We start from the raw sequence: 22,361 nt of genomic DNA on the forward strand, positions 1-22,361 counted from the left end.
ACTTCGCCGGCATCTTCTTCACCGGCTCAGGTGTGGTGGATCCCCCAAGGAAATCCACCACACCCAGTCGGCCGCCCTAGTGCAGTTGAAGCGCGTCCACCGGCTGGAGGACTCCACTCAGCTGAAGGGCATTGGCACATGCCCCGATGGCAACGGCATCGCTGTCCAGCCCCGATCTGGCAATGGAGATCGGGTGGCCGCCCACTGGAGGCTCTTCCACCAGGGCCCTGGTGATGGACGGTTCAAGCACGTCCCACGCCTGTGCCACGCCGCCCCCGATGACAACAGCGTCCGGGTCCGCCATCCCACTCACCATGATGATGGCGCGCCCCACCGCCATGCCCGCGTCGGCGAAGACCGCCAGCGCATCCGCGTCCCCTGTCCTCGCCGCCTGGGCTATCTGGGCCGCGTCCGCGACGCTCCCGGTGCGTTCCCTGTAGCGCGTGGCGATGGACCGCCCGGACGCCAGTGTCTCCAGATGTCCGCGCCGTCCGCATGTGCACAGTGCATCGCCGAATCCGGGCACGTGGCCGATCTCCCCCGCTGCACCGTGGGCGCCGCGGACCAGCCTGCCGTCCAGATGAACCGCCCCGCCGACTCCAGTGCCGAGGGTGATGCCCAGGACATTCGGCCGCCCGCGCGCCGCACCTGCGGCCACCTCGCCGGCCAGAAAGGCATTGACATCGTTCTCCACCGAGACCGGAACCCCCAGATTGTGCCCCAGGATGCGTCCCACCGGGGTGCCCGCCCAATCCACAAAGGAATCGCTGGCCACCAGGATGGTCCCCTCCCGGTGGTCAACCACCCCTGCCGCGCCGACGCCCACCCCGCGCAGGGCGCCGTCGGCCCCGGCCATGAGCTCGCGTGCCAGATCCGCGGCCGTATCCACCATGGCGCCGTTGCCGGCCCGGGCGGGAGTGGGCCTAGTGGTCCGCCCCAGGACGTTCAGCCGCGCATCACACAGCACGGCCCGGGTTTTGGTTCCCCCGATATCTATTCCAATCACCAGATCCTTCACGGTGCTCCGACCAGGCTCCTGTCTTGATTCATGCCAGCTAGACGTTCCTCACGCCGCCGGCGCTGGACGATGGGGTCGGGTACGGGGACGGCCGCGAGCAGATCCCTGGTGTACTCGTCGCGCGGGGCGATAAGGGTGGTTTCCGTCGGCCCGGATTCGACCACCCGGCCCGAGCGCATGACGGCCACCCGGGCCGCCATCTCCTGCACGACCGCCAGATCGTGGCTGATGAACAGGCAGGCAAAGCCAAGGCGGTCCTGCAATTCCTTCAGCACCGAGAGCACGCTGGCCTGGACTGAGACGTCCAGCGCACTGGTCGCCTCGTCGGCGATGAGCAGCCGGGGCTCAAGGATCAACGCCCGGGCAATGCTGACGCGTTGGCGCTGGCCGCCGGAAAGTTCGTGCGGGTAGCGGCCAATGACGGCTGCAGGCAGGTGGACGGCATCGAGCAGCTCCCCCACCCTTTTGCGCCGTTCGGCGGCTGAGGACTTCAGGTGCACCAGCATGGGCTCGGCAATGCAGTCGGCAACACTCATGCGTGGATCCAGGGACGCCACCGGGTCCTGAAGGACGATGCCCAACTGCGACAGCAGGGCCTTGCGCTCCCGCCCCCGCACCGTGCCCAGATCCTTGCCGAAGAGCCTCACTGCGCCGGCGGTTGGTTTGAGCAGCCCGATGGCCGTTCGTCCGGCCGTTGATTTGCCGGAGCCGGACTCGCCCACCAGCCCCAGGGTTTCCCCGTGGGCAAGGGAGAGAGTCACGCCGTCGAGCGCCTTGAAGGAACGGCGGCCGGAACCGTAGACCACGTCCACATTGTCCAGTTCAAGCACAGGCACCGCTAGATGCGACGGCGGATCCTGGGGTTCCCTTCTGCTCCCGGCAATCGCCAGCCGCGGCACGGCATCCAGCAGACGCTGGGTGTAGGGGTGCTGGGGCCGCAGCAGAACGTCCTCCACAGCGCCGATCTCCACCAATTCGCCGCGGAACATCACCGCAACCCGCTCGGCAAAGTCCGCAACCACTCCCATGTTGTGGGTGACCAGCAGTACGGCAGTATTCATTTCCTTGGCCAGCGTGCGCAGCAGATCAAGGATGTTGGCCTGGACCGTGACATCCAGCGCCGTGGTGGGCTCATCGGCAATGAGCAGCTGCGGGCGGTTGGCAATGGCGATGGCTATGACCACGCGCTGGCGCTGGCCGCCGGAGAGCTGGGATGGATAGTGGTCCACCCGCTCCTCCGGACGCGGAATTCCGACGGCGGTGAGCAGATCGATGGCCTTCTGGCGCGCGGTGGCACGGGTGGCGCTTTTGTCGTGGTTGCGCACCACCTCGGCAATCTGCAGACCAATGGTCAGCAAGGGGTTCAAGGCCGTGGAGGGTTCCTGGAAGACCATGCCCATGACGCGCCCACGGGCATCGCACATGGCGGCCTCGTCAGCCACGGCGATGGTGCCGCCGGCAACCTTGATGATCCCGCTCGTCGTGGCATTGCCGGGCAGCAGCCCCATGACGGACAGCGCCACGGTGCTCTTGCCGGAGCCCGATTCACCCACCAGGGCCAGCACCTCGCCCGGATGGACGACCAAGGACACTCCGCGGACGGCGGACACGGGGCCGGTCTCCGTGGAGAAGACCACTTCAAGGTCGTGGACGGAGAGTGCGGGGACGGAGCCCTCTACTGTTTTACTCATTGCTGGCCTTTCACATCAAACATGTCCCGCAGTCCATCGCCAATGGCGTTGAAGGCGCAGACGACGAGAATAATGGCAATGCCCGGCGGCAGAATCAGCCACCATTGACCGCTGTAGGCAGCGTTCAGACCCGCGCTGAGCATGCCGCCCCAGTCGGTGGAGGGAGCCTGGACACCCATGCCGAGGTAGCTGACATAGGCCACGAGCAGGATCGCATCGGCCACCTGGAACGTGGCATTGACGACAAGCGTGCTCACGGTATTGGGGACAATGTGCCGGCCGACCACGCGCCAGTGCGATCCGCCGATGCCGCGCAGGGTCAGCACATAGTCGCGCTGCTTGAGCGAAAGCGTTTCGGCGCGGACCAGCCTGGACGGCACCAGCCAGGACAGTGCCGCGATGACCACAATCATGGTCAGGCTGTTGGGCGAGGTGATGGCGGAAATGACCAGCAGGATGAACAGCGCCGGGATGGCAATTCCGCTGTCCACGATGCGCATCATGACCGCGTCGATCCAGCCGCCGGCATAGCCGGCCACGGAACCCCAGACGGAGCCGATCATGGTAGCAAGGATTCCGGCCGCCAGACCGATGACCAGCGACACCTGGCCGCCCACCATCATCCGGCCGAGTTGGTCAAAGCCGACGGCGTCGGTGCCCAGCGGGTGGCCGTCCCCCGGTGCCAGACCGGCGGAGCCAAGATCCACGTGCATCTGGTCGGTGGGGTACAGCAGCGGCCCGAGAAAGGAAAAGACGAAGGCAAAGAGCACCACGGCGATGCCTGCCACTGCCAGCTTGTTGCGCAGCAGACGTCGGATCATGAGTGCCCGGTTGCTGACCGGGGCCGGCAGATCATTCTCGATGGTTGCCGTGGGCTGGAGCGCTGTGTGGCTCACTGGGACTCCCTTACACGTGGATCAATGAGGACCTGGGTCAGATCGGCCAACAGGGAACCGATGACTGTGGCAATCGAGATGATGAGGACGCAGCCCAGCAGCACCGGGAAATCCGGAGTCTGTGCGGCGTTCCAGAACAACAGCCCCATGCCCGGGTAGTTGAACAACTGTTCGACCACCAGCGCACCGCCAAAGAGCACGGGGATGTAGTAGCCCAACATGGTCACCACCGAGGTCAGCGAGTTGCGGAAAACATGCCGGCGCAACACCACCTTCCGAGAGGTGCCCTTGGCCAGCGCCGTACGGACGTAGTCCTCCGAGAGGTTGTCCAGCGTGGACGAGCGCATATAGCGGCTGAACACGGCGATCATGCCCAGCGCACCTGTCACAACCGGCAGAACCAGCGCAGCGGGTTCGGCGAAGATCCCCCACACGGTATCGGCCTGGGGCGCCTGGGACGGCAGCCAGGGAAACCATTGGGTGAAGACAATGATCATTACCAGGCCCAGGAAGAAGACGGGCGTGGCATAGGCCACGAACGACAGCGCCGTGAGGGCATAGTCGGCCGGCCGGTTGCGCCGCGCTGCCTGCCACAATCCCACGGGGATGGCAATGGACAGCGCGACGACGGCGGACAGCACTGAGAGGACAAGCGTCTTGGGCACCCGTTGGCTCAAGAGGTCGGACACGGAGGCGTTCAGGACGAACGACTCCCCCAGGTTGCCCTGCAGCAGCCGGCCCAGATAGTCCAGGTACTGGATGACGAGTGGGCGGTCCAGCCCCTGTTCCTTGTTGAACAGCTCCAGCTGTTCCGGTGTTGCCTGGATGCCCAGCACCCCGCGGGCCGGCCCGCCGGGCAGTGAATGCAGCAGCAAGAAGACGATGATCGTGACAATGAAGACAACGATGACGGCCTGCCCCGCGCGTTTCACCATGAACCTTAAGATTTCCACAACGGTCCCATCAGTGCTTGTAGTTGATTACGGTTGCCGGGCTACCAGGTCCACCGCTGCGGGTAGATCAGGTCAACGTCCGGACCGGTGCCCTTGAGTCCTGTGGCCGTAACAGCCACCTGGTAGACAGGGTTGGGCATCCACACGACGGGGAGGTCCTTGGCAAGCAGGCTGGAGTAGTTCTGCATTGCCGAGGTGTCATCGGACTTCACAGCGGCATCGGTGAGCTTGTCGACCTCCGCATTGGAATACTGGCCAAAGTTCGCTTTGCCCGTGGAGCCGAAGATCTTCTCGCCCGTCGGATAGGCGGAGAAGTACCAGCTGCCGGAGGTGCCGAAGAAGGACAACTGCCACTTGCAGGCCTCATCCGTGCTCTGGCAGGCCTGGGACTGCGCCAGCACGGAGTTCACCGGTGCCGGCTGGACTTTGAAGGAGATGCCCGTCTTGGACAGCGACGAACGGATCTCATTCATCATGTTGTCCGTCTCGGTGGAACCGCTCTGCGAGAGCACCGTCATCTCAAATTTGGTGTCCTTCGCGATGCCATCACCGCAATCGGTGGCACCGGTTCCGGGGCTGGTGCAGGAGGCGATGCCATCGGACCCGATGGTCCAACCATGGCTGGTCAGCAGCTTCTGCGCATCGGCGGTGCTGAACGGGTAGGGGTTGTCCTTTTGGTCCTTGGACAGGTACTCGGAGTCGTTGCCCTGGGGCACTGGACCATATCCCGGCTGCGCGGTGTCGTTCCAGACCACCTTGGAGATGCTCTCCTGGTCGATCGACTTTTGGATCGCCTGGCGGGCGTACAGCTGGGAGAAGACCTTGCCCATGGTGGGATTGTTGAAGTTGTACGGCATGTAGGTCACTGACCAGCCCGGCTTGGGCGTCACCGTGTAGCCCTTGCCCTCGAACTGGGACTTCTGCGGCATCGACGCTGCCGAGATGTATCCATAGTCCAGGGTCTTGCTGCGCAGGGCGTTTTCTTCGGCACTGGCACTGGTGAACGGCAGGAGGTTCACAGTCTTGATGGAGGCGGGGTCGGCGCCGTTGTACTTGTCGCTCTTGGCCAATACCACCTTGCCGGAGGCATCGAAGGAGGCCAACTGATAGGGACCGTTGGTGGTCTTCCACAGCGGGTTGGTGGAGTAGCTGCCCATGTCCTCGGCGGCCTTCACCAAGTAGGCGAACACCGCCTTGGCGCCCTCGGGCGTGCGGTCCAGATCCGAAACGGCGCCATCATCGCTCGTCTTGTTCCAGGCGTGGGCGGGCATCACCCTGATCAGCGCCAGCTGCGTGGAGGTCAACCATTCGTGGTTGTAGGCAGCATCAAAGGTCATGCTGAAAGTCGAGTCGTCCACCGCTTTGAAAGCCGTGATGGAGTCCGGCATCTTGCCGGCGGCCGTGTTGGCCCACTGGTCCTTGTTGTTCTTCACCAGGTTGTACCAAAACTCGACATCACGGCTGGTGACGGGCGTGCCATCGCTCCAGCTGGTCTTGTTCATGGTGACGGTGACGGTCTTGCCGTCGGCAGAGAAGGTGGCGTCCTTGGCCATGCTCGCCTGCTTGTCCAGACCCATGGAACCGCCGGAGGTGTTGTAGACAAACATCGGCGTCCACAAGGCATTGATGATGGAGGCGTTGATGGTGGACGTGTGGCCCTTGGTGCCCAGGGGAAGGATCCAGTTGGGCGTCTGCGACACCGGCCACGCGTAGCTGACGGAATCTTTGGCCGATGCGGAGGGTCCCGCGGAAGAACCTGCCCCGCAGCCACTGAGGAGGGCGGCCGTGGCGACGACGCCGGCGCCTGCGGCCAATCCAAGACGGCGGCGGGCGCCGGTCGACAGAGAAGAAAACATATGTGACTTCTTTCAGACGGTGTTTTTTGGGGGCTCAGCAGATCAACCGGCCCTGCACTATGTGCTTCGCAGTCCCTGTGACGTGGACCACCTGAAATCAGTAAACACGCATGTTTCGAAATAAGTCAATTGTTTCTGAAATAAGATCTTTTTGCATTCTTGGCAAAAGTAATACCGCCCAAATCATTACGTCCACGCAATTCCAGTGAGCGGCCGACAGATCCAGGAATCGCTCCAATCCACTGGAAACTAGCGGAATATTCCGCCTTCCCGTCATTCTCGGCACCGGCGTTGCGTACCGGCCGGAAGCCAGATTTCTTGGCCGTGACATGCCCTGCGCGGAATCGTGTGGCTAGACTTGCCACAAAGTATTTCGAGAGGGTCGAATTAAGTAAGGAAACTTCTTTCATGAATGAAAAAAGTATTCTCGCGTCTAACGCGTCAAAGGAGGGCGCTGCGGCGCCGCGGCGCGGCCGGGATGTCCACAGCGAGGCACTGGCGCTGATCGCTGCCGGCCGCGTACGCTCACGCAGCGAGCTGGGCGAGGCTCTGGCCATGGCGCCGTCGTCCATCTCGCTGGTGGTCCAGACATTGGTGACGAAGGGCTGGATCACCGAATCCGGGCAGGGGCCCTCCACTGGAGGACGCCGCCCGCGGATCCTGGCCGTGAGCGGGGAGTCCAGCTACGTGCTCTGCGCCGACATGGGCGGCCGCCATGCCAAGATCGGCGTCATGGGCCTGGACGGGAGCCTGCAGGAATCACGGAGCATCGATTTCGATGTCACCACCGGCCCCGACGAAGGCCTCCGGGTCCTCGGGGCGGCCTTCGATTCCCTGATGGCCGAACGCCCCGGCCGGCGCCTGCTGGGAATCGGCGTAGCCCTCCCCGGCCCGGTCGATGTGGCTGCCGGTTGTGTCGATTCCCCCTCCCGCATGCCCGGTTGGCACCGATACCCCGTGGGCGCGACCCTGGCGGCGCGCTTTGGCACAGGTGTTGCCGTCGAAAACGACGCCAATGCCATGGCGTTGGGCGAATATTCGGAACGGTCCCCGCGGTCGGGCCAGATGATTGTCATCAAGGCTGGAACGGCCATCGGAGCCGGGTTCATCATCGACGGCAAGGTCTACCACGGTGCCACCGGGGCCGCCGGCGACATCACCCATGTGCGCACTCCTGCCGCGGGCGATGCGCTGTGTTCCTGCGGCAACCGCGGATGCTTGGAGACCATCGCCTCAGGTGCCGCCGTGGTGTCGCTGTTGCGGGCCCGCGGGCTCGACGTCTCGACCACTGCCGATGTCATCCGGCTGGTGGAGGACGCCGATCCCGATGCCACGGGGCTCGTACGCGACGCCGGCCGGCACCTGGGCGGCGTCGTCTCAGCCATCGTGAACTTCTTCAATCCCACCGCCGTGCTTCTAAACGGCGTGCTTTCCACCTTGGAGCCCTTCGTGGCCGCCTTCCGCAGCCAGCTCTATGAAGGCTGCCATCCGCTGGTCACCAAGGAGCTCACCATAGCCGCCTCCTCGCTGGGCGAGGATGCCGGCCTGGTTGGCACCGGCAGGCTGGCCCTCCAGCAGGCCTTCGAAAACCCGCACACCCAGATGTCCTAGCATGTCCATTCCACGTCCCGGAGGAACCATGAACGAGACCGTCCCCGCTCCCCTGCCCCGCATCGCCATGGCTGGGCTCAGCCTTGAGGCAAGCACCTATTCCCCTGCCATCACCACGGCAGCAGACCTGCACCCACGCCGCGGAACCGATGTGCTGGACAGATATGAGTTCCTGCGCCCCGGCACCGAATTGCGCGGTGCCGCCACATGGTTCCCAGTGCTGCAGGGCCGTGGCGTCCCCGGCGGGCCTGTCCCACTGGATGACTATCTGGCCCTGAAGGCGGAGATCCTGGCCGGGCTCGCCGCGGCCGGCCCCTTGGACGGCATGATTTTGGATCTGCACGGAGCCATGAGCGTGCTGGGCATGGACGACGCCGAGGGGGATCTGGCCGTGGCCGTCCGCGAGGTGGTGGGACCGGACGTCATCATCAGCACCGGGATGGACCTGCACGGCAATGTCTCCTGGCGGCTGGCCGAGGCCTTGGACCTGTTGACCTGCTACCGGATGGCACCCCACGAGGACGCCCTGGACACCAAGGAACGGGCGGTGCGGAATCTGCTCCAGCGTCTCGCCATGCCCGGGCGGCCCCGGCCGCTCAAGGCGTGGATCCCCATCCCCGTGCTGCTGCCCGGAGAGAAGACCAGCACGCGCATCGAGCCGGCCAAGAGCCTGTACGCCATGGTGCCGGAGGTTGAGGCCCAGGACGGCGTGTTGGACGCTGCCATCTGGATTGGCTATGCCTGGGCCGATGAGCCTCGCAACATGGCCGTCGTCATGGTGACCGGCGACGATGAGGCCACCATCGTGGCCGGTGCCGAGAGGATTGCCTCTGCGTTCTGGGAGCGGCGCCATGAGTTCAGCTTCGTGGCACCCACCGGGACCTTGGAGGAGTGTCTGGACAGCGCCATGGCCAGTGCTGCGCGCCCGTACTTCATTTCCGATTCCGGCGACAACCCCACAGCCGGCGGCGCCGGCGACGTCACCTGGTCCCTGGCCGAACTCCTCAAGCGCGAAGAATTTGCGTCGGGGGAAACCACTGGCATCTACGCCTCCATCCCTGACCCGGCGGCCGTCGAGGCCTGCTGGCAGGCGGGTGTGGGCGCGGACGTGGATCTGCTGGTCGGTGCCATTGTCGACGCCGGACCGTCGGGGCCGGTGCGGCTTCGTGGCAGGGTGGAGCACCTCCACGAGGGGGACCCCGACGCGCTTCGCGAGGTAGTGGTGCGTGCCGGCGGCCTCGCCGTGCTGCTGACAGAGGTCCGCAAGCCCTACCACCTGGAGGTCGACTTCACCCGGAACGGACTGGATCCGCGCGGAACCGACGTCGTCATCGTCAAGATCGGCTACCTCGAACCGGAGCTCTTTGAGATGTCCTCGGACTGGATGCTTGCGCTCACCCCCGGCGGCGTGGACCAGGACCTGCCCAGACTGGGCCACCACCGCATCACCCGGCCGATGTACCCGTTCAACCCCGCCATGGCCACCCCCGATCTCCACGCTCGCCTGGTGCCCGCGGCCAACGCCGTCGCATCCGTGGAGGCGTGATCCATGGAGACATCCACACCACGGCTGGCTCTGGAGATTGCCGTCACCAGTGCCGCCGGCGCACACACGGCCCAGCGCGTTGGAGCCGACCGGGTGGAGCTGTGTACCGCCCTCGAACTCGGCGGCGTGACACCGTCCCAGGGGCTCATTGCGGCCGCCGCAGAGTCCACGGGCGGAACACTGCCCGTACATGTGCTGGTCCGGCCGCGGGCCGGCGGCTTCTGCTACTCGGACGAAGAGCTGCGGACCTACACGCTTGAGTTGCGGTCCATTGCCGCCCAGGGTGTGGCCGGCGTGGTCATCGGGGCGCTGGATGCCAGCGGCGCCATCAACACGGCCGCCACCACCCGCTTGATGGCCGCCGCGTGGGAAGTGGACCCGGGGCTGTGCATAACCTTCCACCGTGCCATCGACCAGGCCCGCGACGTGGACGCCGCCATCTCCGACCTGATTGGGCTCGGTGTACACCGGGTCCTGACATCGGGCCAGGCGGCCACCGCCCACGAAGGTTCAGCCGTCTTGCGGCACATGGTGGCACTGGCCGACGGCCGGCTTGAGATCATGGCCGGCGGCGGCGTCCGCGTCGAGGACATCGACCTGTTGGCAGCCAGCGTGGGGGTTGACGCTGTGCATCTGTCGGCGAAGGCCGTCATGGCTCCGGCGCACCGAGCCGTGCTGCCCCTAGGATCGGCCGACGGCGGTGGACATTTCGGAACGGATGCCCGGTTGGCAGCCGAGGCCGCAGCCGCCGTCCACACCGCCCGCCGGTCCCTCGGCGCCGTCGTCTAACCCTAAACTGGAGGGAGAAACCCGCATCGGAGTCTTGGATTCTTGGTGCCACAGAGATCCATTTTCAGGAGCCCCATGACCACGCGACTGGCCGCCGGCGACACCGCCCCCGCATTCACCCTCTCCGACGCCACGGGCAAGCTGCACACGCTTGCCGACTACGCCGGCCGGAAGGTGGTGGTGTACTTCTACCCCGCCGCCTCGACCCCGGCCTGCGCCGCACAGGCCTGCGACTTCCGCGACAACCTGGCCATCCTGCAGAGCGCCGGCTACGACGTCCTGGGCATCTCCCCCGATCCGGTGGCGAAGCTGGCCAAGTTCTCCGACAAGGAGGAGCTGACGTTCCCGCTGCTCGCCGACGAGGACCACGCCGTCGCCGAGGCCTACGGCGTCTGGGGCGAGAAGAAGAACTACGGCAAGACCTACACCGGGCTGATCCGTTCAACCATCGTCGTCGACAGGGATGGCACGGTGGCCGTGGCCCAGTACAACATCCGCGCCAAGGGCCATGTGGCCAAGCTGCTGCGCGATCTCAAGCTGGCCGAAAAGACCACCGCCGCCGCCTAGCGGCCGGCCGCCGCCGCCACGCACCGCCGGCCCGGATGGGATCCAGAAATGGATTCGGGCCCGGTGCGGGCGGCGGGTAGGATGGTTGAGGTCCAACAGCGGCCGCCCTGCAATGGTGCACGGCCCACGCGCGAGTGGTGAAATTGGCAGACACGCAGGATTTAGGTTCCTGTATCTTCGGATGTGCGGGTTCAAGTCCCGCCTCGCGCACAAGAAATGCCCCTGGAAACAGGGGCATTTTTCGTTAAGGTGGTTCACAGCCGCCGTCCAGCGGACCGTCATGGGCCACCATTAGAATGGGCGGTTCCGGCAATTTGCGTCTATATCGACGGGCACGCCGCAAGGCAAGGTCGTCAGGGAGTGGTGTCTGCAGTGGGTTCAAAGGCCGGTAGAGGGCTGGTAGCGGGCTTTGGCGCGCTCCTGCTGGTGGCGTTGGCCGCATGCACACCCACCCCCACGCCGGCGCCAACGCCGGGAACCAGCGCCTCGGCCGAACCGGCTGTATTCAGCTTCGGCACCGGTGCCGAACCGGCCGGACTGGACCCTGCACTCGTCAAGGACTCCGAGTCCTACCGCGTCACCCGGCAGATCCTGGAGGGTCTGGTGACGGTGGATCCCACCACGGGCGATCCGGCCCCCAGCCTAGCCACCAGCTGGGACGAGGAGGAGGACGGGCTGGCCTACGCGTTCACACTGCGCGACGGCGTGCAGTTCCAGGACGGCACCGTCTTCGATGCGGCGGCAGTGTGCGCCAACTTCACCCGCTGGTACTCGCTGCCGGCCGCCACCCGCGGCGATGCCGCCTCTGTGACGTTCAAGCAGATCTTTGGCGCCTTCTCCGGTGACGCCGCAAACTCCAGCTACAAATCCTGCACCGCTGTGGATGCCTCCCATGTGCGCATCGAGCTGGGCACACGCCTGACCGGTTTCCTCCAGGCGATGACGCAGCCGGCCTTCGCCATCTCCTCCCCCGCCGCCCTGGCCGCCGGGGATGCCAACAACCTCTCGGCCTCGGTGGCAGGCCACAAGGTCTCGGCCTTCGGCCTGCATCCCGTGGGCACCGGGCCGTTCTCCTTCGGATCCTGGAAGGATGGCCGTGTCACGCTGAACGCCAACCCCACCTACTGGGGCGACAAGGGCCAGATCTCCGTGCTGAACTTCATCACCTACGACCAGCCCGAGACCCGGCTGCAGGCGCTCAAGGACGGCTTGATCGACGGATTCGATCCGGTGACGCCGGGCAACTTCGATGCCTTGGTCCGCAACGGCACCCAGATCCTGCAGCGCGACCCCTTCTCCGTCGTGTACCTGGGGATCAACCAGGCCAACCCGCTGCTGGCGGATGAAAAGGTCCGCACCGCCCTGGCCATGGCGATCGACAAGGAAACGCTGATCCGCGATTTCTTCATCGACGGCACCAGCCCCACGGCGCAGTTCATCCCGCCGAAGCTGAGCGGCTTCAACAAGTCGGTCACGGGCCAGCCCTTCGACGTGGAAAAGGCCAAGAAGGCACTGGCGGCCTCCAGCTACAAGGGGGAGCCGCTGAAGTTCTACTACCCCACCAACGCCACACGCGCCTATCTGCCCACGCCGGAAAAGGTCTACGCGGAGATCGCCCGCGAGCTCACCGCCGTCGGCTTCAACATTGTGCCGGTGCCGGTGGATTGGGCCGATGACTACGTGGGCAAGGTCACCAGCCCCGGCGACCACGCCCTGCATCTGATGGGCTGGAACGGCCTCTACGCCGATCCGGACAACTTTGTGGGCACGCTCTTCGGCGCACCCAACGCCGAGTTGGGGCTCAACGACCCCCAGCTGGTCAGCAAGATCCTGCGCGCCCGCTCCCTGCCCGTGGGCACGGAGCGCAACGAGGCCTACCAGTCCATCAGCGAACAGATCGCCAAGACGGTGCCGGCCATTCCCATCGCCTTCCCGATCTCCGCCGTCGCCCTCTCCTCCCGGGTGGAGAGCTACCCGGTGAGCCCTGTGCTGAACGAAGTCTTCAACAAGGTCAAGCTCAGCGGGCACTGAGCGGATGCCGAGTGATGGACGTCGCTTGATTTAGGGAACACCTCTGTGAAGCGATACTCTTCTAGCGCTAGGAAAAGCCGCTAACGGAGTTGGATCGTGACCTTCATTTCAGACACCAAAGACGCCGACGTCGTTCTCATCGGAGGCGGCATCATGAGCAGCACCCTCGGTGCCATGCTCAAGCAGCTGGAACCGAGCTGGAAGATTGTGCTCTTCGAGCGCCTCGACGAGGTTGGTCTGGAGAGCTCCAGCCCGTGGAACAACGCCGGCACCGGCCACGCGGCGCTCTGCGAGCTCAACTACTCCCCCGCCGCCAAGGACGGATCCGTTGATCCGGCCAAGGCCATCAGCATCAACGAGCAGTTCCACCTCTCGCGGCAGTTCTGGGCCCACCTGGTGTCGAACTCGATGATCGGTTCGCCGAAGAACTTCATCAACACCGTTCCGCACATGAGCTTTGTCACCGGCGCGGACCACGCCAAGTTCCTGCGCACGCGCTTTGAGGCACTGAAGCCCAACGCGCTCTTCTCCTCCATGGAGTACAGCGAGGACCACGACCAGATCGCCCAGTGGGCTCCGCTGGTCATGAAGGGCCGCTCCGGCTCGCAGCAGATTGCCGCCACCCGCTCCGCCGAGGGCACCGACGTCGACTTCGGCGCGCTGACCCGCGAGCTGGTGCACTACATGGGTGCCAACGACGTCGAGGTCAACTACGGCACGGATGTCACAGACGTCCAGCGCGACGCCGACGGCCGCTGGGACGTGTCCCTCAAGCACCCCGCCTCCGGCGAACACGGCCGGATCAAGGCCAAGTTTGTCTTCATTGGCGGCGGTGGCGGTGCCCTGCACCTGCTCCAGCGCTCCGGCATCCCCCAGGGCAACGGCTTCGGCGGCTTCCCGGTTTCCGGCCAGTTCTTCCGCTGCACCAACGAGGAAATCGCCGCCCAGCACAGCGCCAAGGTCTACGGCCAGGCCTCCGTGGGCGCCCCGCCCATGTCCGTCCCGCACCTGGACACCCGCTTTGTCGACGGCCAGCGCTCACTGCTCTTTGGCCCGTACGGCGGCTTCTCCACCAAGTACCTCAAGACCGGCAGCTACATGGACCTTCCCGGCTCCATCCGCCCCGGCAACATCGTCCCCATGCTGGCCGTGGGCAAGGACAACCTGGGCCTGGTGAAGTACCTGGTCTCGGAGGTCATGAAGACCCGCGGCGCCAAGGTTGACGCCCTTCACGAGTACTTCCCCGAAGCCAATGGCGACGATTGGGAACTGATCACCGCCGGCCAGCGTGTACAGATCATCAAGAAGGATCCGAAGAAGGGCGGCGTGCTGCAGTTCGGCACCGAGGTCATCACGTCCTCGGATGGTTCCATCAGCGCCCTGCTGGGTGCGTCCCCGGGCGCGTCCACGGCCGTGCCGATCATGCTGGAACTGCTCCAGCGCTGCTTCCCCCGCAAGTTCAAGCTGGAGTGGCAGGATTCGCTGCGCGACATGATGCCGACCTTCGGAACCAAGCTCAACGACAATCCGGACCTCGCCGCCGAGACCCTGGCCAAGACCGCCGTGGTCCTGGGGCTCAACACCGACACCGTCTAAAGGTCCGATCCATAGGGATCGGACCGCGCCAGCGGATAGCATGGCGGGACAGGCCAGCACTTTGGGAGTGTACTTATGTTCCGCCTAGCTTCTATGTCCCTCGGCAACCGGGCGCTGATTGCGCTCATCACCGTCTTTGCGGTGGTGTTCGGCGTGATCACGCTCGGTTCGCTCAAGCAGGAGCTCATTCCATCCATTGAGTTCCCGCAGATCACCGTGGTGTCCGCGATGCCCGGGGCCTCCCCCGAGGTGGTGGACAAGCAGGTCAGCGAACCGCTCAATGCCGCCCTCGGCGCCGTCGAGGGTCTGGAATCCAGCACCGCCACCTCGCGCAGCGGGCTCTCCACGATCAACCTCGCCTTGGCCTACGGCACCAATATGGACCGGGCGCGGAACCAGATCGATCGGGCCATCTCCAACGCCCGCCCGCGGCTGCCCGACGGCGTCGAGCCGGCGGCCATTGCCGGTTCCATTGCTGACTTCCCCATCGTGTTCCTGGCCGTCTCCTCGGACAAGAGCCTGGGCGAGCTGAACACGGAGCTGCAGCGCCTCGCCGTGCCCCGGCTGCTGCAGATCGACGGCGTGCGCAGCGCCGACGTCACAGGCGCCAACGGCACGCACATCGCGATCCTGCCCGATGCCGGCAAGATGGCCGCGGCCGGCACCAACATCTCCGCCATCACCTCCGCCCTGGGCAACAATGGCTCGCTGGTGCCCATCGGCAGCATGAGCCAGGACGGCAAGACCCTGTCCGTACAGGCCGGAAGCCCGGTGGATTCCCTCGACGCCGTCAAGGGCCTGCCGCTGTCCGGCGCCAAGCCTGCCGCGGGCGGCGGACCCACCACCATTGCCGACGTCGCCACCGTGGAGATGGCGGACGACACCACCACCTCCATCACCCGCACCAACGGCGTGCCCACGCTGGCGCTGTCCGTGACCAAGAAGCCCGACGCCGACACCGTGTCCCTGTCCCGTGCGGTCCAGGCCGAGCTGCCGCAGCTGGCCTCGGAGCTGGGCTCGAACACGAAGTTCACCACGGTGCTGGACCAGGCCCCGTTCATTGAGAAGTCCATCAAGGACCTCACCACCGAGGGCCTGCTGGGCCTGGGCTTCGCCGTCGTCGTCATCCTGATCTTCCTGATGTCCGCGCGCTCCACCCTGGTCACAGCGATTTCCATCCCGCTGTCCCTGCTGATCACCTTCATCGGGCTGTGGGCCACCAACTACTCGCTGAACATCCTCACCCTCGGTGCGCTCACCATCGCCATTGGCCGCGTGGTGGACGACTCCATTGTGGTGATCGAGAACATCAAGCGGCACCTCAGCTACGGCGAGGACAAGCGCACAGCCATCCTCTCGGCCATCCGCGAGGTGGCAGGCGCCGTCACGGCGTCCACCCTCACCACCGTGGCCGTGTTCCTGCCCATCGCCTTTGTGGGCTCCCTGGCCGGCGAGCTCTTCCGCCCCTTCGCACTGACCGTCACCATCGCCCTGGTGGCCTCCCTCGCGGTGTCGCTGACCATCGTGCCGGTGCTGGCCTACTGGTTCCTCAAATCCCCGGCAGTTTCGGGGGCCGACGCCCAGCCGCTGGCCGGCAAGGCCCTGCTGGAGGCCGTGGAGGCCAAGGAGCGCAGCAGCTGGCTCCAGCGCGGCTACCTGCCGATCCTGGCCAAGACGCAGAAGCACCCCGTCATCACCCTGGTGGCCGGCGCCCTGATCCTCGTGGCCACCCTGGCCATGACGCCGCTGCTGCCCACCAACCTGCTGGGCAACTCCGGGGAGAACAGCCTCTCCGTCAAGCAGGCGCTGCCCCCGGGCACGTCCCTGGCGACCACGTCGGAGGCCGCCACCAAGGTGGAGGCCAAGCTCAAGGACATCCCGGGCATCAAGGATGTCCAGGTGACCATCGGCAATGCCTCGGGCGGCTTCTCCGCCCTGCTCTCCGCCGGCTCATCCAGCGCCTCCTTCCAGGTGGTGACGGATGAGAAGGCGGACCAGACCAAACTGGCCGCCACCGTCCGTGACGAGTTGAAGACCGTCGCCGGCGCCGGCACCATCACCGTGGGCTCCTCCGGCGGCGGGTTCGGCACCTCCAACAGCGTTGATGTCACGGTCACGGCCCCCACCGGCGCGGATCTGCAGAACGCCGCGGACGCCATGGTCAAGGCCATGGACGGCATTGAGGGCGCGGCCAGCGTCACCAGCAACCTCTCTGCAGCCCAGCCCGTGGTGCAGGTGAGCGTGGATCGGACCAAGGCCGTTGCGGCCGGGCTGACCGAGCAGCAGATCACCGGTCTGCTGGCGGCCACCGTGAGCCCCGTGCCCGGCGGTTCCGTGCGCATCGACACCACCGACTACCGCGTGCTGATCGGCACCGGCACCCAGTTCACCAGCGTGGACGCCCTCAAGGACGCCAAGATCCCGACCGCCACCGGTCTGGTGGCCCTCTCCAGCGTTGCCACGGTGGAGCAGGTCAACACCCCGCTCTCCATCACCTCCGCGAACGGCCAGCGGACCGCCACGGTCTCCATCTCGCCGTCGGGCAGCAACCTGGGCTCGCTCAGCACCGAGGTGGCCAAGCGCATGACCACCGCCGAGCTGCCGGCCGGCGCCACGGCAACCCTGGGCGGGGCCAGCACGCAGCAGGCCGAATCCTTCAGCCAGCTGGGCCTGGCCATGCTGGCCGCCATCGCCATCGTCTATGTGATCATGGTGGCCACGTTCAAGTCGCTCATCCAGCCGCTGATCCTGCTGGTGTCCATCCCGTTCGCCGCCACTGGGGCGATCGCCCTGCTGCTGGTGTCCCAGGTTCCGCTGGGGCTGCCCTCGCTGATCGGCATGCTGATGCTGGTGGGCATTGTGGTCACCAACGCCATCGTGTTGATCGACCTCATCAACCAGTACCGCCGGCCCTCCGGGGACCGCCCGGCCATGACCGTGGCCGACGCCATCGAGCACGGCGCCCGGCAGCGTCTGCGCCCCATCCTGATGACGGCGCTGGCCACCATCTTTGCGCTGACCCCGATGGCCCTGGGCGTGACGGGCGGCGGCGGGTTCATATCGCAGCCGCTGGCCATCGTCGTCGTCGGCGGTCTGGTCTCCTCCACGGCATTGACCCTGATCCTGGTGCCGGTGCTCTACCGGCTGGTGGAGGGCCGCCGCGAACGCAGGCAGCTGCTCAAGGCGCTCCAGCAGGTGCAGCCCGTGCCCGCCGGCCGCACGTCGCCCTCCCCTGCGGCGTCCACGGATTCCGACAACCCCGCCGGTCCCTCGGGCAATGGCAAGTCACCCGCGGGCGTCCTGTCCTCCTCCACCGTAGCGGTGCCGGCCTCCCAGGACTGGACCACCGGAGCCATCCCCAAGGTCCGCGGCCGCCGCGCCGCCAACGAGTAACCCCTCCTCCGTCCCAACTGGGGCGCGCTAACTGCACAGAATTCGCTTCTTTCCTGCAGTTGGTGCGCCCCAGTTTGGTTTTCTGGGCCATCCAGGGGCGGGCTGTGGACAACTTCTGCAGCGACCGGCCGGTATTGCGATCATGGGGGCATGTTCAATCCCGACCGCCTGCCTCCCCCATTGGTTCTCGGCCCATTCACCGTCACCGAGGCCCGCGCCTTGGGGCTGACGGATGGCCAATTACGCCACGCCCGCATCCGCCGATTGGGCCGCGGCATCCGCACGCTGGCTGAGGCGGACGACGACGGCACACCGCTGGCGCTGCTGGCGCGCCCCTACAGTCTGGCCACCGGATACTCTGCCGTATCGCACGAGACGGCATTTCACATCTGGGGCTTCCCGGGGTTCCTGCCGTCCACTGGCAGCGGGATCCACATTGCTCGTCAGTCTCCGCACACCACACCCCGCCGGCCGGGCGTCGTGGGGCACAAGACCCAGTTCTTCGATGACGAGGTGGCCTTCGTCGACGGGCTGTGGATCACCACGAGGGTGCGGACCTGGCTGGACTGCTCCCGGCGCATGTCGGAGGATGAACTGACTGTAGTGGCAGACCATCTGCTGCGGGTGCCCCGGCCGAAATTCGAGGGCCGTTCCGAGCCCTATGCCAGCATCAGCGACCTCGACCTCATCCTGGATCGGCACAAGGGGACGCCGGGCATTCGGAAGGCCCGTCTCGCACTGGGCCAGGCCCGGGTCGGCTCGGACTCCGCACCAGAGACGCGGCTCAGGCTGGCGCTGGCCAGAGCCCGGCTCCCCGAGGCAGACCTCAACACCCCCGTCGACCTTGGAAACGGAGTCGAACGCTCCCCAGACCTGTCTTTTCCGGTGTACAAGGTTGCCGTTGAGTACGAAGGCCGGGTCCATGCGGACCCGGCTCAGGTGGACCGTGACATCAGCCGCGAAGAGGACTACCAGCGGGGCGGCTGGCAGCAGGTGCGGATCTCCAACCGGCACATGGACCATGAGGCTCATGCCGCCGTCGCCAAGGTCCGTGCCGCCCTGCGGCGGGCAGGCTGGCGGCCCACCGGGTAGGCCCGCAGCAACTGAGGCGCGCTAACTGTCCGAATCCCTCGGATTTCATGCAGTTAGCGCGCCCCAGTTGGGAGGGTGGGGCCGAAGGCGAGTTTGGGGACGAAGTAAAGGGCGACGGCGGCGGCCAGGGCCGTAACGCCGCAGATGGTCCACACCAGAAGGTAGCCGGCCAGCGGAGCCGCCGTGGACGCCGCCCCGCCAGAGCCGTCACCCGCACCGGCGCCGAGCAGCTGCCCGCACCGCCGAGGAGCTGCCCGGCCAGCGCGATGCCGAAGACGCACGCGGCGAAGGAGCCGCCAATCGTCTTGGTGGCGTTGGTCAGCCCGGTGGCCATGCCCGTCTGAGTCAACGGCGCGGCGGCCGCGGCGGCGGAGGGCAGGGCGGCCACCAGCGCGCCGGACCCGAGCCCGGCGATGGCCATGTTCACCAGCACCTGCCCGATGGATCCGTGCAGCGGCAGGAACATCAGGTAGCCGATGCCCACCACTGCCGCCGCGCCCATCAGCGTGGTCCGCGGTGTGGCCCACCGCGTCACCACGGGATAGAGCAGGGCGCCGACCAACAGGGCGAGCACATACACCCCGATCAATACCGACACCATCCCCGAGCCAACGCCCAGGCCGTAGCCGACGACGGCGGGATCCGTGCGGGCAAAGGTGGACAGCGGCACCTGGGCGCCCAGGATCGAGACGCCGAAGAGCAAGGCCGTCAGCTGCACCGGCCACATGCTCGGGGCCCGCAGCAGACGGATGTCCACCAGCGGATCCTTATGGCCCAGTTCGTGGCGGGCAAAGGGCACCATGGCCGCGATGCCCAGCATGACGGCGGCCCAGGCCCACCAGGTGCCGGGCCCGTTGAGCCGCATGAACGTCAGGCCGGCCGTGATCAGCAGCAGGCCCAGGCTGAGGATCGCCAGGCCGATGGTGTCGATCCGCCCGCCGGTGCGCCCGGCCGATTCGGGTACGCCGAAGAGGATCACGAAGAAGCAGCCGGTCACGGCCACCGCAGGGATGCAGAGCACCAGCCACAACTGGCCCGGCAGCGCCGCCCCCAGGAACCCGCCGGCGAGCGCGCCGGCGATCACACCGAATTCCAGCCCCGCCACCAGAATGCCGGCGGCCTTGCGGGTCAGGGCCGGGCCGTCGGGGCGGTGGTGGGAGCGGGAGAAGATCAGGGCGATCTCCAGCGGCAGCCAGACAACGTAGAAGCCCTGAAGCGCCCACGCCGGCAGGAACAACCAGAAGGTGGGGGCGAAGGCCACGCCCCACGAGGCCGCGGCGGTGAGGGCCGTGGAGATGAGCAGCACCTTGCGGTGGCCGATCATGTCGCCCAGCTTGGCCAGCACCGGCACCACCAGGGCGCTGACCATCAGCTGCGCCGCTTCCAGCCAGTTGACGTCGGCGTCGTGGATGCCCAGGGAGCGGGCTATGTCCGTCAGCAGCGGCGTATAGTAGCCCTGCAGAATGCCGCTGGTCAGTTCCACCAGCACCAGGAAGCCAACCACCACGGCCGCCGTGGGTCCAACGGCCACGCCGCTCTTCAGTGCCATGGCTCCCTCTCCGCCGTCCGGCTCGGAGGGTGCCGGACTGATTGCATCCTAAACGCTGCCGGAGCACAGTGGTGGGGATCACTGGAACATTTTGACCCCCACTCCGGTTGAACCGTATATTAGATGCAAACGCATATATCCGGGCCGCCGCCCGGGGTCGGAGGAGAAGAAAAATGCAGTTCGGAATCTTCAGCGTCGGGGACGTCACCATGGACCCCACCACCGGAGCGACGCCCACGGAGCATGAGCGCATCAAGGCGATCACCACCATCGCCAAGCACGCCGAGGAGGTGGGCATGGATGTGTTTGCCACCGGCGAGCACCACAACCCGCCGTTCTACCCCAGCTCCCCCACCACACTGCTGGGCTACATCGCCGCCCAGACGGAGAAGATCATCCTCTCCACCACCACCACACTGATCACCACCAATGATCCCGTGAAGATCGCTGAAGACTTCGCCACCCTGCAGCATCTGGCAGACGGCCGCGTGGACCTGGTGCTGGGCCGCGGCAACACCGGCCCGGTCTACCCGTGGTTTGGCAAGAACATGCAGGACTCCCTGGAGCTGACCATCGAGAACTACAGCCTGCTGCGCAAGCTCTGGGACGAGGACGTGGTGAATTGGGAGGGCAAGCACCGCACGCCACTGCACGGCTTCACCGCCACTCCGCGCCCGCTCGACGGCGTGGCCCCCTTTGTCTGGCACGGCGCCATCCGCACGCCCCAGATCGCCGAGATCGCCGCCTACTACGGCGACGGCTTCTTCGCCAACAACATCTTCTGGCCCAAGGAGCACTACCAGCAGCTCATCAACCTCTACCGCGAGCGCTACGCCCACTACGGCCACGGCACCCCGGAGCAGGCCATCGTGGGCCTGGGCGGCCAGTTCTTCATCCGCCCCAACTCCCAGGACGCGGTCAAGGAATTCCGCCCCTACTTCGACAACGCCCCGGTCTACGGCCACGGCCCGTCCATGGAGGACTTCACCTCGCAGACCCCGCTGACGGTGGGCAGCCCGGCGGAGATGATCGAGAAGACGCTCTCCTTCGCCGACTACTTTGGCGACTACCAGCGCCAGCTCTTCCTGGTGGACCACGCCGGCCTGCCGCTGAAGACGGTGCTGGAGCAGCTGGACCTGTTCGGTTCCGAGGTGCTGCCGACGCTGCGGGCCGAGTTCGCCGCACGCCGCCCGGCCACCATCCCGGATGCCCCCACGTTCGCCAACCGCAAGGCCGCCCTTGCCGAGAAGGCCTCCAAGGCATCCGATGCCGCCGGCGTCAGTGCATCGGCAGGGCTCTGATGAGCAGCAGCTCCTCGCACCGGCGGCTCGCCACCCAAGCCTGGGAGTCCCTCTTCCGGGCCCAGGTCACGGTGATGCGCCAACTGGGCAAGGAACCGTCCTTGAAGAAGCTGGGCGCCGGTGAGTACGACATCCTCTACACGCTGACCCAGTGCAAGAGCGGCTGGCTGCGGCTGAACGAGTTCAACGACAAGGTGCTCATCTCCCAGCCCAGCATCTCCAGGATGGTGGAGCGGATGGAAAAGCGCGGCCTGATCCAGCGCAGGACCGCCGACGACGACCGCCGGGGCGTGCTGATCGGCCTCACCGAAGCCGGTGCCGCCGCCCAAAAGGAGGTGGGCAGGGAGCATGTGAAGCACATCGCCGAACTGCTCGGCGCCGGATTGGACGAGGAGGAGATGCGCACCCTGCTGGCACTGACCACCAAGCTGCGCACCTCCGTGGCCGAACAGGCGTCAGCCCGGTAGCAGAC

General features: G+C 66.2%; 16 protein-coding genes, 1 tRNA gene and 1 pseudogene. 11 read left to right on the plus strand and 7 right to left on the minus strand.

Going from position 1 to position 22,361, the window contains the following annotated elements:
• Nucleotides 1-76 precede the first annotated feature (76 nt).
• The 6 genes from K254_RS0110370 to K254_RS25670 all read right to left on the minus strand — a co-directional run bounded on the left by K254_RS0110370 (nucleotide 77) and on the right by K254_RS25670 (nucleotide 6,824).
• Nucleotides 77-1,006, minus strand: coding sequence for an ROK family protein (locus tag K254_RS0110370; protein WP_231391807.1), 930 nt, complete (start codon nucleotides 1,004-1,006; stop codon nucleotides 77-79).
• An 8-nt stretch (nucleotides 1,007-1,014) separates the two neighbouring features.
• Entirely contained in the window at nucleotides 1,015-2,709 is a 1,695-nt protein-coding gene (locus tag K254_RS0110375) for a dipeptide ABC transporter ATP-binding protein (protein WP_026555306.1), read from the minus strand.
• Nucleotides 2,706-3,605 carry an ABC transporter permease gene (locus K254_RS0110380; RefSeq protein ID WP_231391808.1) on the minus strand — a complete coding sequence of 300 codons (900 nt, stop codon included), beginning with the start codon at nucleotides 3,603-3,605 and terminating at the stop codon, nucleotides 2,706-2,708. Before K254_RS0110380 ends, K254_RS0110375 begins: the two co-directional genes overlap by 4 nt.
• Nucleotides 3,602-4,540, minus strand: a complete 939-nt coding sequence (locus K254_RS0110385) for an ABC transporter permease (RefSeq protein ID WP_035749191.1) — start codon at nucleotides 4,538-4,540, stop codon at nucleotides 3,602-3,604. Before K254_RS0110385 ends, K254_RS0110380 begins: the two co-directional genes overlap by 4 nt.
• A 59-nt stretch (nucleotides 4,541-4,599) precedes the next feature.
• Complete coding sequence (locus tag K254_RS0110390) at nucleotides 4,600-6,414, minus strand: peptide ABC transporter substrate-binding protein (RefSeq protein WP_026555309.1); 1,815 nt, start codon at nucleotides 6,412-6,414, stop codon at nucleotides 4,600-4,602.
• A gap of 125 nt (nucleotides 6,415-6,539) precedes the next feature.
• Nucleotides 6,540-6,824: a hypothetical protein gene (locus K254_RS25670; protein WP_155848497.1), complete on the minus strand. Its 285-nt coding sequence runs from the start codon at nucleotides 6,822-6,824 to the stop codon at nucleotides 6,540-6,542.
• Here K254_RS25670 and K254_RS0110395 point away from each other — a divergent pair.
• From K254_RS0110395 to K254_RS0110435, 9 genes are all read left to right on the plus strand, one after another.
• On the plus strand, nucleotides 6,823-8,025 hold the full coding sequence (locus tag K254_RS0110395) for an ROK family protein (RefSeq protein WP_026555310.1): 1,203 nt from the start codon (nucleotides 6,823-6,825) through the stop codon (nucleotides 8,023-8,025). The genes K254_RS25670 and K254_RS0110395 overlap by 2 nt on opposite strands.
• 28 nt (nucleotides 8,026-8,053) lie before the next feature.
• Nucleotides 8,054-9,571, plus strand: coding sequence for a M81 family metallopeptidase (locus tag K254_RS0110400; RefSeq protein ID WP_026555311.1), 1,518 nt, complete (start codon nucleotides 8,054-8,056; stop codon nucleotides 9,569-9,571).
• A 3-nt stretch (nucleotides 9,572-9,574) separates the two neighbouring features.
• Nucleotides 9,575-10,360, plus strand: a complete 786-nt coding sequence (locus K254_RS0110405; protein WP_026555312.1) for a copper homeostasis protein CutC — start codon at nucleotides 9,575-9,577, stop codon at nucleotides 10,358-10,360.
• 75 nt (nucleotides 10,361-10,435) lie between these two features.
• Nucleotides 10,436-10,927, plus strand: a complete 492-nt coding sequence (bcp, locus tag K254_RS0110410; protein ID WP_026555313.1) for a thioredoxin-dependent thiol peroxidase — start codon at nucleotides 10,436-10,438, stop codon at nucleotides 10,925-10,927.
• 128 nt (nucleotides 10,928-11,055) lie between these two features.
• Nucleotides 11,056-11,137: transfer RNA gene (locus tag K254_RS0110415), tRNA-Leu, on the plus strand.
• Between the two features lie 162 nt (nucleotides 11,138-11,299).
• Nucleotides 11,300-12,958: an ABC transporter substrate-binding protein gene (locus K254_RS0110420; protein ID WP_231391809.1), complete on the plus strand. Its 1,659-nt coding sequence runs from the start codon at nucleotides 11,300-11,302 to the stop codon at nucleotides 12,956-12,958.
• Between the two features lie 96 nt (nucleotides 12,959-13,054).
• Nucleotides 13,055-14,554 (plus strand): malate:quinone oxidoreductase, encoded by a 1,500-nt coding sequence (locus K254_RS0110425; protein ID WP_026555315.1) that lies wholly within the window; start codon nucleotides 13,055-13,057, stop codon nucleotides 14,552-14,554.
• Between the two features lie 75 nt (nucleotides 14,555-14,629).
• Nucleotides 14,630-17,947: an efflux RND transporter permease subunit gene (locus K254_RS0110430; RefSeq protein WP_026555316.1), complete on the plus strand. Its 3,318-nt coding sequence runs from the start codon at nucleotides 14,630-14,632 to the stop codon at nucleotides 17,945-17,947.
• A gap of 150 nt (nucleotides 17,948-18,097) precedes the next feature.
• Nucleotides 18,098-19,039, plus strand: a complete 942-nt coding sequence (locus K254_RS0110435) for a hypothetical protein (protein ID WP_026555317.1) — start codon at nucleotides 18,098-18,100, stop codon at nucleotides 19,037-19,039.
• Nucleotides 19,040-19,382: 343 nt separating this feature from the next.
• Here K254_RS0110435 and K254_RS22760 read toward each other — a convergent pair.
• A pseudogene (locus tag K254_RS22760) lies at nucleotides 19,383-20,588 on the minus strand (MFS transporter); the annotation flags it as partial.
• Nucleotides 20,589-20,761: 173 nt separating this feature from the next.
• On the opposite strand from K254_RS22760, the gene K254_RS0110445 reads away from it, so the two are divergent.
• Together K254_RS0110445 and K254_RS0110450 are read left to right on the plus strand one after the other, a co-directional pair.
• A complete protein-coding gene (locus K254_RS0110445; protein WP_026555318.1) occupies nucleotides 20,762-21,889 on the plus strand; it encodes an LLM class flavin-dependent oxidoreductase in 1,128 nt (375 codons plus the stop codon).
• The gene (locus K254_RS0110450; RefSeq protein WP_026555319.1) at nucleotides 21,889-22,356 is read left to right on the plus strand and encodes a MarR family winged helix-turn-helix transcriptional regulator; all 468 of its coding nucleotides are present in this window, start codon (nucleotides 21,889-21,891) and stop codon (nucleotides 22,354-22,356) included. The genes K254_RS0110445 and K254_RS0110450 overlap by 1 nt, the downstream gene beginning before the upstream one ends.
• The last annotated feature ends 5 nt before the right edge of the window (nucleotides 22,357-22,361 follow it).

The organism is Arthrobacter sp. 35W (assembly GCF_000482545.1).
Classification (GTDB): Bacteria; Actinomycetota; Actinomycetes; order Actinomycetales; family Micrococcaceae; genus Specibacter.

Excerpts from the sequence above, each read along its gene's own strand:
- K254_RS0110375 (WP_026555306.1), bottom strand. The coding sequence starts at position 2,709 with ATGAGTAAAACAGTAGAGGGCTCCGTCCCCGCACTCTCCGTCCACGAC.
- K254_RS0110385 (WP_035749191.1), bottom strand. The coding sequence starts at position 4,540 with ATGGTGAAACGCGCGGGGCAGGCCGTCATCGTTGTCTTCATTGTCACG.
- K254_RS0110390 (WP_026555309.1), bottom strand. The coding sequence starts at position 6,414 with ATGTTTTCTTCTCTGTCGACCGGCGCCCGCCGCCGTCTTGGATTGGCC.
- K254_RS0110395 (WP_026555310.1), top strand. The coding sequence starts at position 6,823 with ATGAATGAAAAAAGTATTCTCGCGTCTAACGCGTCAAAGGAGGGCGCT.
- K254_RS25670 (WP_155848497.1), bottom strand. The coding sequence starts at position 6,824 with ATGAAAGAAGTTTCCTTACTTAATTCGACCCTCTCGAAATACTTTGTG.
- K254_RS0110400 (WP_026555311.1), top strand. The coding sequence starts at position 8,054 with ATGAACGAGACCGTCCCCGCTCCCCTGCCCCGCATCGCCATGGCTGGG.
- K254_RS0110405 (WP_026555312.1), top strand. The coding sequence starts at position 9,575 with ATGGAGACATCCACACCACGGCTGGCTCTGGAGATTGCCGTCACCAGT.
- bcp (WP_026555313.1), top strand. The coding sequence starts at position 10,436 with ATGACCACGCGACTGGCCGCCGGCGACACCGCCCCCGCATTCACCCTC.
- K254_RS0110430 (WP_026555316.1), top strand. The coding sequence starts at position 14,630 with ATGTTCCGCCTAGCTTCTATGTCCCTCGGCAACCGGGCGCTGATTGCG.
- K254_RS0110435 (WP_026555317.1), top strand. The coding sequence starts at position 18,098 with ATGTTCAATCCCGACCGCCTGCCTCCCCCATTGGTTCTCGGCCCATTC.
- K254_RS0110445 (WP_026555318.1), top strand. The coding sequence starts at position 20,762 with ATGCAGTTCGGAATCTTCAGCGTCGGGGACGTCACCATGGACCCCACC.
- K254_RS0110450 (WP_026555319.1), top strand. The coding sequence starts at position 21,889 with ATGAGCAGCAGCTCCTCGCACCGGCGGCTCGCCACCCAAGCCTGGGAG.